Here is an 11,256-nt window from a genome sequence, read left to right as displayed (position 1 = left end):
GGCCGCGGGAGTTCCCACGGCCACCGGCCGGCGTCCGGCGGGTCAGACCGCCGGCTCGACCTCGGAGAGGACCAGGTAGTTGTTCGTCCCGGCGTAGGCGGGCTCGGTCACCGCCTCGGCGTCGTAACCGGTGTAGGCGTAGTCCTCGTAGACCGGGATGTACCAGCCGTTCTCGGCGATCGCCCGGTTCAGGTCGGCCAGCGCCTGCTCCTTGGCCTCACCGGTCGAGCCGAGGGCGGTGCCCATGGCGCTGGCGATCTCCGGCTCCTCGGCGCCCTGCATGTTCATGAAGCCGCCGTAGAGCACCCCGGCCACGAAACCCGCGGGGTTCGAGCCGACGGCCATCGGCCCGAAGATCACCGGGTCGGTGCGCACCGCGGCGAACACCTGGTCGGTGGAGGTCGCCGTCACGAAGTCCATCGTGATGCCGACCTCGGACAGCTGCTGCTGGATGACGACCTGGTCCTCGGTCGGCTGCCCCAGCACCGTCACGCCGAAGGAGAACCCGTCGGCCAGGCCGGCCTCGGCGAGCAGCTCACGGGCGCGCTCGGGGTCGTAGCCGAACTCCTCGTTCAGCTCCGGGTCGAAGCCCTCGGTGTCGGCGGGGAACAGCTGGGCCGTCGGCTGGGCGCCCGGGTGCAGCTGGTCGACGATCGCCTCCCGGTCGATGGCGTGGCTGATCGCCTGCCGCACCCGCTCATCGGCGAAGGCGGGGTTGGTCGCACCGGTCTTGTCGATGACCGGGAAGCCCACGATCGTGCCGCCGACCTTGGCCAGGCTCGCGCGCTGCTCGACCATGTCGATCGTGGTCGGCTTGAGGATCGTGGCGATGTCGGCCTGCCCGGACACCACCGCGTTCGCCAGGGCCTGGGGGTCGGTGATCACGTTGAACACGACGGTGTCGAAGGCCCACTCGTCGGCGTTCCACGCCTGGTCGTTCTTGTCCAGGGTGTACGTGCTGGCCCGCGTGGTCTCGCCCGCGTTGAGGGTGTACGGGCCGGAGCCGTCCGGGGTGGTCTCCAGGGAGGCCGGGTCGGCGAGGCCGTCAGGGCCGACGATGACGCCGGCGGTGTCGGTGAGGTTGTTCTCCGGGCTGGCCTGCGGCTGGGCCCAGGTGATGACCACGGTCTGCGGGTCCGGGGTCGTGACGTCGACGATCTCGCTGGCCCCGCCGGTGGCGAGCGCGCCGTACGCCTCGAGGTCGGGGTCGTTGCGCCGGTCCAGGTTGGCCTTGACCGTCTCCGCGGTCAGCTCCGAGCCGTCGGCGAAGGTCACGCCCTCGCGCAGCGTGAGCGTGGTCTCGGTGTTGTCGTCGTTGTTCGAGAACTCGGTGACCAGGCTCGGCTCGACCGTGCCGTCGGCCGTCGTGACGAACAGCGAGTCGTACAGGGTGCTGAAGAAGGTGAACTGCCCCTGCGAGTACTCCAGCGGGTCGTAACCGGTCGGCGCGGCGTCCGCGTCGTAGGCGAAGGTCAGGGTGTCGCTCGCGCCCCCGGCGCTGGAGCCGCCGTTGCCGCTGCCACCACCGCAGGCGGACAGCGTCGTGAGGGCACCCGCGGCGAGGACGGCGACGCCGGTCCGCACCAGGGACGGACGGGACGGGACCTGGGGGTGGGGGGACCGGAACAGCTTCATGCCGGCGTGGCTCCTTCGCTTCGTTGCAGAGGGGGCGGGTCGGCCGGGGACCGGCCGCGCCGGTCGGACCGGCTCGGCCGCCAACGATGCGGACGACCTCCGGGTGACCGCAGCCACATTGCCGACCAATGGCAGGGCATCTGTGTCGTGGACCTCAACGAGCTGGTGGTCCGGGTCACGCTTTCGTTGCACTGCCATTCACCGGCAGGACACGGGACGGCCACGGATGGGCTGGCAGAGGCTCGCTCCGACATGTGGCCGCGACCACACCCCGGACCTCGGCCGTCCGGCCACTGGGCCCGACGGTCGAGATCGCCCTCGGCAGCACCGAACAGAGAGAGGCACACCCGTGACGACCTCCTTCCCCGACGGCTTCCTCTGGGGCACCGCCACCGCGGCGCACCAGGTGGAGGGCGGCAACGTCAACAACGACCACTGGGAGCTGGAGCACGCGCCCCACTCCCCCTTCGCCGAGCCCAGCGGCGACGCCTGCGACTCCTGGCACCGCTGGGAGGAGGACCTGGACCTGGTGGCGCGGGCCGGCCTGGACACCTACCGGTTCAGCCTGGAGTGGAGCCGGATCGAACCCGAGGAGGGCGAGGCATCCCGCGCGGCGCTGGACCACTACCGGCGCATCGTCGACGGCTGCCGCGACCGCGGCCTGCACCCGATCGTCACGCTGGTGCACTTCACGATGCCGCGCTGGATGATGCACGACGGCGGCTGGACCGGGCCGAAGGCGGGAGACCGGATCGCCCGGTTCACCGAGCTGGCGCTGCCCGCGGTCGAACACGCCGAGTACGTGGCCACGATCAACGAGCCCAACCTGATGGCGGTGCAGCCGGTGATCGGGGCGATGGCCCGCCGTGGCGAGGAGATCAAGGGCCTGCCGGTGCCCGACCAGGGCGTCGCCGAGGCGCTGATCGGCCTGCACCGCCGCAGCACGGAGGTGCTGCGCGGCGCGGGCGCGGCCCCCTCGGGCATGACGCTGGTCGGCCTGGAGTACATCGACGAGGGCGGCGGCCAGGAGCACCTGGCAACCGCGCGAGCCGCGATGATGGACCAGTTCCTGCACGCTACGGCGGGCGATGACTTCCTCGGCCTGCAGATCTACACCGCGCAGCGGTTCGGCCCGGACGGGCTGGTCGCCCCGCCGCCGGACCGGCAGACCCTCGCCCACGGCATGGAGCGCCGCCCCGAGGCCCTGGGCGCGGCCGTTCGGTACGCCGCCTCGGCCCTGCCGGACACGCCGCTGCTGGTCACCGAGAACGGCATCGCCACCGCCGACGACGACGACCGGATCCGGTTCACCACCGACGCCCTCACCGGCCTCGCCGGCGCGATCGCCGACGGCTCCGACGTCCGTGGCTACGTGCACTGGAGCCTGCTGGACAACTTCGAGTGGATGCTCGGCTACCGGCCGACGTTCGGGCTGGTCGCGGTCGACCGGCGGACGTTCGCCCGCACCCCCAAGCCCAGCCTGGTGTGGCTGGGCGAGGTCGCTCGGCGCAACGGCCTGGCCTGATGCCCGGCCGGTGACGCCCGCGGTTCAGCCGCGGGCGTCCCCGGCCTGCGCGGCGGCGGCCGGCGCACCCAGGCCGCGGGAGACCGCCCGGGCCGCGGCGCGCACGGCCGGCTCGATGGTGCGGGGGTTCGCCCCGCCGGCGGGCAGCACGACCGACAGTGCGGCGACCACCCGGTCACCGGCGTCCCGCACCGGTGCGGCGACCGACACGACCGGCGCCGGCCGACGCCGGTTGATCACCGCCACCCCGGACCGGCGCACCTCGGCGAGCGTGCGCCGCAGCGCCGCCGGCTGCGGTGCCGGATCAGCGGCCGAGGAGACGAGAGCCCCGCCCAGCACGCTCTCCTGCACGGCCAGCGGCGCGTGCGCCAGCAGCACCCGGCCCACCGCGGTCATGTGCAGGGGCAGGCGGCCGCCGACCCGGTAGTCGACCGGCACCGCGACCCGGCCGGAGCGGCGCTCGACCAGCACCGCCTCCTCGGCCTCCCGCACGGCGAGCAGCACGTGGTGGCGGGTGGCCTCGTAGAGGTCGTCCATGAAGGGCATCGCGACCTCGCGCAGCCCGAGCCCACGCGGGGCGAGCGAGGCGATCTCCCACAGCCGGACGCCGACGACGTAGCCGCCCTCGTCCCAGCGTTCCAGCGCCCCCCAGGCCACCAGCCGCTCGGCCAGCCGACGGGTGGTGCTCAGCGGCAGGCCGGACCGCCGGCTCAGCTCCGACAGCGAGAGCCGGCGGTGGGTGGGGTCGAAGGCGGCCAGCAGCGCCAGCGCCCGGTCGATGACGGGGTCGCCCTGCGGGGGGCGCTTGCCACGGGCCCGGGGCTGGTCCGGGACGACGGTGTCCACCGCCCCATGGTGGCAGGTGCCCGCACCAACCACCGTGCCACCCAATGGCAAGCCCCCTCGGTCGGGTGATCGGGGTCACCCATGCTCGGGACCGACGGCGGCCCCGGGCATCCCGGCTGGCCCCGCCCCCCACCCGAGCACCCCGGTCGCGCAGCCGCGCCGCGCCCAGAGCCGGGGCCCGGACCCCGCACGAGAGGAACTCAACGATGAGGATCGTCGGCATCCGCCGCGGCGAGGGCGCCGCAGTCGAGGTCGCCGCGCTGGCCGAGGACGGCGGGACGGTGACCGCGATCGCGTCGCTAGAGGAGTTCTGGGCCGACCCCGACGGCCACCTCGCCACCGCACCCGCCGGCCCGACGCTGGACAGCGGCTCCGTGGAGCTCGTGCCGCCCGTGCTGCCCGGGGCCCGGGTGCTGTGCATCGGGCTGAACTACCTGAAGCACGTCGCCGAGGGGTCCTACGCCGCCGAAGGGGTCCCGCCGTACCCCACGCTGTTCGCCCGCTGGACGCAGTCGCTCACCGTCGACGGCGCCGAGGTCCCCGTGCCGGGCAACGAGGAGGGCCTGGACTGGGAGGGCGAGGTGGTCGCCTGGGTCGGGCGGCCCCTGGTCGACGCGACGCCGGAGGAGGCGCTGGCCGCCGTCGTCGGCTACTCCACCTTCAACGACCTCACCAGCCGGCGGGCCCAGAAGCTGACCAGCCAGTGGATCCTCGGCAAGAACGGCGACCGCTCCGGCCCGCTGGGGCCGCTGGTCCCCGCCGCGGAGGTCGGCGACCTGCGCGACGGGCTGCGGGTGCGGACCCGGGTCAACGGCGAGACCGTCCAGGACGGCACGACCGACCAGATGGTCTACCCCGTCGGGGACACGCTGTCGCTGATCAGCCACACCCTCACGCTCCGCCCCGGGGACCTGCTGGCCACCGGCACCCCGTCCGGCGTCGGCTACTCCCGCACGCCCCCCTGGCTGCTGCAGCCCGGCGACGTCGTCGAGGTCGAGGTCGACCGGCTCGGCGTGCTGACCAACACCGTCGTCGGGAACGGGGCCCGTCATGGCCGGTGAGTTCCGGCGGTACCTCTACCCGCACGACCACCCGCGGCTGGCGGACGTGCGGGGCCTGGACCCCTACGCCTACCGCGAGGTCGCCTCGCACGGCGGCACGTTCACCGGTGACCTGGTCGCCGGCTGGCGCCCGCTCTACCGCAACCCGTTCCGCGGCGTCACCGAGGACGGCTCGCTGCGCGAGGGCCTGTACCCGCTCGACCCGGCCCGGCCGGGCGAGGAGGCGCCGGTCGAGGCGATGGTCGCCGCCGCCCGCGAGCTGCTCGCCGCGCTGGACGACGAAGGACGGAAGGGCATCTCCTTCGACGTCGATGCCGTGGAGTGGCAGACCTGGGCGAACCCGGAGTTCCTCCAGTTCGACACCGGCCTGCGGCTGGAGTTCCAGCCGACCGAGGTCCGCGAGAAGGCGCTCGCGCTGGTGCGCGCCTCGCTGTCCCCGGAGGGCTACGAGCTCGCCCACGGGATGATGCTGGTCAACGGCTTCCTCGGCGAGGTCGTCGACCTGCCCACCGTGCTCAACGAGTTCAGCTACAACATCGCCCTCTACGGCGAGCCCGACCCGGTGGCCCCCTGGGGCTGGCAGCTGTTCGGCCACCACTGCGCGCTCAACTGCCTGGTCGTGCAGGGCCGGATGGTGCTCTCCCCCGTCTTCCTCGGCGCCGAGCCGAACGAGATCGACGCCGGACCGCACGCCGGGCTGCGCGCCTTCGACGACCGGATCGCCCTCGGCCGCCAGGTGATGGCCGCCCTTCCCGAGGACCAGCGCGAGGCGGCCACCGTCTACCGGCAGATGGTCGACCCGGCCATGCCACCGGGCCGGGTGCACCCCGGCGACGAGCGGCACCTCGCCGGCGCGTTCCAGGACAACCGGGTGATCCCCGTCGAGGGCGTGCGGGTCGCCGAGATGCCCCCGGCGGCCCGCGAGCTGGTCGTCGCGATCGTCGAGCGGTTCTCCGTGCTCCTCCCCGCCGGCCCGCGGGCCGCGCGCATGCGCGAGGTCCGTGCCCACCTGGCCGACACCTGGTTCAGCTGGATCGGCGGCTCCGGCCCCGACGACGTCTTCTACTACCGCGTCCAGTCCCCGGTGGTGATCGCCGAGCTCGACCACCACTGCGGCGTGTTCCTCGACCACGCCACCCCCCAGCCCTTCCACGTGCACACGGTGCTGCGCACCCCGCACGGCAACGACTACGGCCGCGCCCTGGTGCGGCAGTGGCAGGAGACCCGATGAACCGCGTACCCGCCCGCGTCCCCGTCCTCGTCGTCGGCGGGGGGCCCAGCGGGCTGGCCGCGGCCATCGAGCTCGGCCGCCGGGGCGTCGAGGTGCTCGTCCTCGAGCCGCGCACCGAGCTGGACCCGCTGCGTCCCCGCGCCAAGACCACCAGCGTGCGCACGATGGAGCACCTGCGCCGCTGGGGCCTGGCCGACCGGCTGCGCGCGGTGTCCCCGCTACCGGTGGCGCACGCGCAGGACGTCGTCTTCTGCACCGGGCTGTTCGGGCACGAGATCACCCGCTTCCCGCACGCGTTCGGGCTGACTCCCGAGCCGGTGGAGGAGTACGCCGAGCCCGGTCAGCAGGCGCCCCAGCCGCTGGTCGAGCAGGTCCTGCGCGACGCCGTGCGGGAGCTGCCGACCGTGACGTTGCTGGCGGGCTGGCGCGCCGTCTCGGTCACCGACGACCCGGCCGCCGCACGGGCGGAGGTCGAGGCGCCCGACGGCACCCGGACCACGGTGACCGCGGACTGGCTGCTCGGCTGCGACGGCAGCGGCGGCATCTCCCGGCGCGCGATCGGCGCCCGGTACGAGGGGGCCTCCGGCACGCTGCCGAACGTCAGCATCACCTTCCGCTCCCGCGACCTGGACGCCCGGCCGCTGTGCGCGCTCGGCGTCCACTACTGGGTGATCGGCGCGCGGCACGGCGGGCTGATGGGCCGGCTGGACCTCGACGGCACCTGGTGGGCGATCGTGCAGGGCGTCGACGGAACCGCCCCGGGCGTCGACCCGGTCGCGCTGGTCCGCGACCTCGTCGGTGCCGACGTCGACGTCGACGTGCTGGCCACCGATCCCTGGTCGGCGCGGATGCTGCTGGCCGACCGGTACCGCGGGCAGCGGGTGTTCCTGGTCGGCGACGCCGCGCACCTGAACCCGCCGTGGGGCGGGCACGGGTTCAACACCTGCGTCGGCGACGCGGTCAACCTCGGCTGGAAGCTGGCCGCGGTGCTCGGCGGGTGGGCGCCGGAGTCGCTGCTGGACAGCTACGAACCCGAACGACGTCCCGTCGCCGAGCGCACCATCGCCACGGCCGGTGCGCAGGAGGCCTTCCTGGCCCCGTCCTTCGCCGCCGGCGACCTCGACGCGGAGACACCGGCCGGGCAGGAGCTGCGGGCCGTGCTCGAGCAGCGGCTGCAGGTCAAGGACCCGGAGTTCCACAGCCTCGGGCTGGTGCTGGGCTACGACTACCCCGACTCCCCCGTCGTCGTCCCGGACGGCGCCCCGGTGCCCGGGCCGGAGCTGCAGACGTTCACGCCCTCGGCCCACCCCGGCGCCCGGCTCCCCCACGCCTGGTTGCCCGACGGCCGGTCGGTGTACGACGCGCTGGGCCCGGAGTTCACGCTCGTCCGCCTCACCCCCGCCCCCGACGGCGCCCCCGACGGCGTCCTCGACGCCGCCGAGCGGCTCGGGGTGCCGGTGCAGCTCCTCGACCTCAGCGGCGTGGCCGGGCTCCCCGGTCGCTACGGCGCCGACCTGCTGCTGGTCCGTCCCGACCAGCACGTCGCCTGGCGTGGCTCCGCGCCCGACGACGCCGACCGGCTGCTCCGGCAGCTGGTCGGTCACCCGGTGGGGGAACGGCCGGGGACGAGGCCCACCGCGGTGGCACTGCAGGCCTGAGCCGCGGCGGCGCCGCCGCTCTCAGCCCGCCGCGGGTCCGGTCCGGCGGCGCAGCGCGGCGGCGGCGTCCCGGGCCAGCGACTCCAGTGCCGCGACGCCCGCGGACGTCTCGCCCTCCCGGGCGAGCAACCAGATGGTGCTCGGCTCGGCGTCCTCGATGGGCACGAACCGCACGCCCGGCAGGGTCGCGTACCCGGCGACCGATGCCCCGGCGATGTTCACCCCCATGTCGGCGTCCACCAGCTGCAGCACCTCGTCGATGTCCCGCGCCACCGGGCCGTACACCGGGGAGCGGCCGTCCGGCCGGGGGTCGACCGCCCACCACCGGGCCTCGGGGCCACGGCCCCCGGTTGCGGAGATCAGCACCTCGTCACCCACGTCGGCCAGCCGCACGGCGGACCGGCCGGCGAGCCGGTGCCGGGCGTTGACGACCAGCACGCGGGGCTCGCGGAGCAGCTCCACCCCGCGCAGCCCGACGGCCGGCGGGTCGACCGGCCCCGGTGCGAAGGCGACGTCCACCGCACCCTCCCGCAGCGCCGGGACGGCGTCGACGAAGCCGAGCCGGCGCAGGTGCAGCCGCCACTCCGGCAGCTGGTTGACCGCGGCCTCCAGCACCGGGGTGAGCACCGTGCCGCAGCCACCGGCGAGGAACCCGATCCGCAGCTCACCCAGCCGGCCGTCGCGCATGGCCGCCGCCCACCCGCGCAGCTCGTCGTGCGCGGCCACGACGCGTTCGGCGTGGGGCAGCATCGCTACCCCGGCCGGCGTCGGCTCCACCCGCCGCGAACTCCGGGAGAACAGGACGGTGCCGACCTGCCGCTCCAGGTTGGCCACCTGCTCGCTCAGCGCGGAGGAGGACAGCCGGAGCTCGGTCGCCGCGCGGGCGAAGTGGCGCGTGCGATGCACGGTCAGGAAGCAGCGCAGCGCCTGCACGGACGGGTCCACGACCAGCATCGTCCGGGTTACCCGGACGATGGTCCAGCTCTTCCCGCTCGACCTGGGTGGTGGCCTGCGTCACGCTGGACGCGACACCGACGTCGACCCGGGAGACCACCGTGAGCTTCGAGTACCTGATCGACCCCGCCAAGGGCCCGCAGTGGAAGGGCGTGCTCCCCGGCAAGCCGGTGCCCTACGTCCTGCGCCGCGGCGAGGGCGAGCACGCCATGCTCTTCACCGACCTGTTCACCGTGCTGCTCTCCGGCGACGAGACGGGCAACCAGTTCGGCATCGTCACCAGCGAGTCCCCGGCCGGGGAGATCATCCCCACGCACTCGCACAACTCCACCCACGAGACCTTCTACGTCCTCGAGGGCAAGGTGCGGCTGTTCTTCGAGGACGCCGAGGGTGCCCAGCAGTCGCAGCTGCTCACCCCGGGGGACTTCGGCTACGTGCCGGCGGGCTTCGCCCACGCGTACCAGATCGTCGAGGACGCCCGGATGATGGGCACGCTCTCCGGTGGGTTCGAGCGGTTCTTCCAGCACATGGGCACGGCGACCGACCACGCCACCGCCCAGCAGCCGCCGTTCATCCCGGACTTCCCGCGGATGCAGGCCGCCGCGCAGCAGCACGACATGCAGTTCATGCCCGAGCACCGCTGGCCCGAGCCCGACGCCGGGGCCTGAGCCCGGTGCCCGCGCCGGCCCTCCCGCTGCCCCCGCCCGCCCACGACGCACCGCTGCCACCCGCCGTCCCGGGCCCGCGGGGCACCCGGCTGCTCGCCGGGGTGCCCTACGCGGCGGTCCCCGGGTGGCGGCCGATGGAGCTGGACCTCTACCTCCCGGCCGACGCCACCGGACCGGTGCCGGTGGTGGTCTTCCTGCACGGCGGCGGCTGGCGGCTGGGCAGCCGGCGGACGGCCGGCCCTGCCTACCCCGGCGCGGAGCCCTTCGGGCAGCTGGCCGCCGCCGGGATCGCAGTGGCCAGCGTCGACTACCGGCTCTCCGGTGAGGCCACCTGGCCCGCTCAACTGCACGACGTGAAGGCCGCCGTCCGGTGGCTGCGCGCCCGGTCGGCGGAGCTGGGCGTGGACTCCGACCGGATCGCCGCCTGGGGAGAGTCGGCCGGCGGGCACCTGGCCGCGCTGCTGGGGCTGACCGCCGACGTCCCGGCGCTCGAGGGCCAGGTCGGATTGGCGGGCCCCTCCAGCGCGGTGGCTGCGGTCGCCGCCTGGTACCCGCCCACCGACCTGGCCCGGGTGGCCGCCGACGCGGGTGGCGACCCGGACGCGCCGGACAGCCGGGAGGCCCAGCTGCTGGGAGCGCCGGTGCCGACCGTGCCGGAGCTCGCCGAGCAGGCCAGCCCGATCACGCACGCCTCCCCCGCCGCACCGCCGTTCCTGCTGCTGCACGGCCGGGCCGATCGGTTCGTCCCCTGCCCGCAGAGCGAGCGGCTGGCGGCGGCGCTGGAGTCGGCCGGCACCGCGGTGCAACTGCACACCTACGCGGATGCCGACCACATGTGGCTCGGCGACCCTGCGGCCGCCGCAGACGCGCTCGAGCGCACCGTCTCCTTCCTCACCGACCGGTTCGGCTGAGCCGGCTCACCCCCGGCGGTCGGCGAGGAAGGGGAACCGCTCGCGGGTGGCGGTGACCTCGGCGGCGTCGACGTCGGCCAGCACCATCGTCTCCACGCCGGCCGCGGTGGCCAGCAGCTCCCCGCTGGGGCTGACGATGCGGCTGTCGCCGGCGTGTTCGACGCCGTCGCCGGCCGTGCCCACCCGGTTGCAGCCGACCACGTAGGCCTGATTCTCGATGGCCCGCGCCTGCAGCAGGGTCTGCCAGTGCTGCCGCCGGGCGGCGGGCCAGTTGGCCGGCACCAGGTAGACGTCGGTGACCGGGGCGGCGTCCCAGAAGACGTTCGCGAACCGCAGGTCGTAGCAGATGAACGGGGTGACCCGCAGGCCGCCGACCTGCACGGTGACCGGCCCGGTGCCCGAGCGGAACCGCTCCCGCTCGGTCGCGAACGGGTGCAGCTTGCGGTACCGGTGCGCGACGCCGTCCGGCCCGGCCAGGACGAAGGTGTTGAACGGCAGCCCACCCTCGGCATCGACCTCCGGGCAGGTGCCGGCGACCCACACGCCGTGCTCGGCGGCCTGGGCGGCGAGGAATCGCGCCGACGGCCCGCCCTCGGGCTCACCTATGCCCCGGGTCATCGAGAAGCCGGTGGAGAAGGTCTCGGTGAGCAGCACCAGCTCCGCGCCGGCCCCGGCTGCCCGGGCCACCTGGGGGCCGAGCCGGGCGAAGTTGGCGTCCCGGTCCTCCCACACGATGTCGTGCTGCACCGCGGCGATCCTCATCCCAG

The 11,256-nt window shown here is 74.6% G+C and carries 10 protein-coding genes; 6 read left to right on the top strand and 4 right to left on the bottom strand.

Features of this window, described 5'->3' with window-relative positions:
• Positions 1 to 42: 42 nt before the first annotated feature.
• Positions 43 to 1,635, bottom strand: coding sequence for an ABC transporter substrate-binding protein (locus tag ACI79A_RS01100; protein WP_457079025.1), 1,593 nt, complete (start codon positions 1,633 to 1,635; stop codon positions 43 to 45).
• Between the two features lie 349 nt (positions 1,636 to 1,984).
• Here ACI79A_RS01100 and ACI79A_RS01095 point away from each other — a divergent pair, with 349 nt between their 5' ends.
• Positions 1,985 to 3,160, top strand: a complete 1,176-nt coding sequence (locus ACI79A_RS01095) for a glycoside hydrolase family 1 protein (RefSeq protein WP_457079023.1) — start codon at positions 1,985 to 1,987, stop codon at positions 3,158 to 3,160.
• A 24-nt stretch (positions 3,161 to 3,184) separates the two neighbouring features.
• On the opposite strand, the gene ACI79A_RS01090 is transcribed toward ACI79A_RS01095, so the two are convergent.
• On the bottom strand, positions 3,185 to 4,006 hold the full coding sequence (locus ACI79A_RS01090) for an IclR family transcriptional regulator (RefSeq protein WP_457079021.1): 822 nt from the start codon (positions 4,004 to 4,006) through the stop codon (positions 3,185 to 3,187).
• Positions 4,007 to 4,212: 206 nt separating this feature from the next.
• Between ACI79A_RS01090 and ACI79A_RS01085 the strand changes: the two genes are divergently transcribed.
• Genes ACI79A_RS01085 through ACI79A_RS01075 form a run of 3 tightly spaced genes read left to right on the top strand, consistent with a single transcriptional unit; the run spans position 4,213 to position 7,956 of the window.
• The gene (locus ACI79A_RS01085; protein ID WP_457079018.1) at positions 4,213 to 5,067 is read left to right on the top strand and encodes a fumarylacetoacetate hydrolase family protein; all 855 of its coding nucleotides are present in this window, start codon (positions 4,213 to 4,215) and stop codon (positions 5,065 to 5,067) included.
• A complete protein-coding gene (locus tag ACI79A_RS01080; RefSeq protein WP_457079016.1) occupies positions 5,057 to 6,298 on the top strand; it encodes a DUF3500 domain-containing protein in 1,242 nt (413 codons plus the stop codon). The genes ACI79A_RS01085 and ACI79A_RS01080 overlap by 11 nt, the downstream gene beginning before the upstream one ends.
• A complete protein-coding gene (locus ACI79A_RS01075) occupies positions 6,295 to 7,956 on the top strand; it encodes an FAD-dependent monooxygenase (protein WP_457079014.1) in 1,662 nt (553 codons plus the stop codon). Before ACI79A_RS01080 ends, ACI79A_RS01075 begins: the two co-directional genes overlap by 4 nt.
• A gap of 21 nt (positions 7,957 to 7,977) precedes the next feature.
• Here the strand turns inward: ACI79A_RS01075 and ACI79A_RS01070 are convergent, their stop codons facing one another.
• Entirely contained in the window at positions 7,978 to 8,901 is a 924-nt protein-coding gene (locus ACI79A_RS01070; protein WP_457079011.1) for a LysR family transcriptional regulator, read from the bottom strand.
• A gap of 110 nt (positions 8,902 to 9,011) precedes the next feature.
• On the opposite strand from ACI79A_RS01070, the gene ACI79A_RS01065 reads away from it, so the two are divergent.
• A complete protein-coding gene (locus ACI79A_RS01065) occupies positions 9,012 to 9,578 on the top strand; it encodes a quercetin 2,3-dioxygenase (RefSeq protein ID WP_457079009.1) in 567 nt (188 codons plus the stop codon).
• A gap of 5 nt (positions 9,579 to 9,583) precedes the next feature.
• A complete protein-coding gene (locus tag ACI79A_RS01060; RefSeq protein WP_457079007.1) occupies positions 9,584 to 10,489 on the top strand; it encodes an alpha/beta hydrolase fold domain-containing protein in 906 nt (301 codons plus the stop codon).
• A 6-nt stretch (positions 10,490 to 10,495) separates the two neighbouring features.
• Here the strand turns inward: ACI79A_RS01060 and ACI79A_RS01055 are convergent, their stop codons facing one another.
• A complete protein-coding gene (locus ACI79A_RS01055; protein ID WP_457079005.1) occupies positions 10,496 to 11,236 on the bottom strand; it encodes a nitrilase-related carbon-nitrogen hydrolase in 741 nt (246 codons plus the stop codon).
• Positions 11,237 to 11,256: the final 20 nt, after the last annotated feature.

The organism is Modestobacter sp. SYSU DS0657 (assembly GCF_054050925.1).
Note: the sequence above shows the minus strand (reverse complement) of the source record. Positions and strands in the feature narration are given on the sequence as shown.

Coding starts and splice junctions, on each gene's coding strand:
- ACI79A_RS01100 (WP_457079025.1), bottom strand. CDS start 1,635: ATGAAGCTGTTCCGGTCCCCCCACCCCCAGGTCCCGTCCCGTCCGTCC.
- ACI79A_RS01085 (WP_457079018.1), top strand. CDS start 4,213: ATGAGGATCGTCGGCATCCGCCGCGGCGAGGGCGCCGCAGTCGAGGTC.
- ACI79A_RS01080 (WP_457079016.1), top strand. CDS start 5,057: ATGGCCGGTGAGTTCCGGCGGTACCTCTACCCGCACGACCACCCGCGG.
- ACI79A_RS01075 (WP_457079014.1), top strand. CDS start 6,295: ATGAACCGCGTACCCGCCCGCGTCCCCGTCCTCGTCGTCGGCGGGGGG.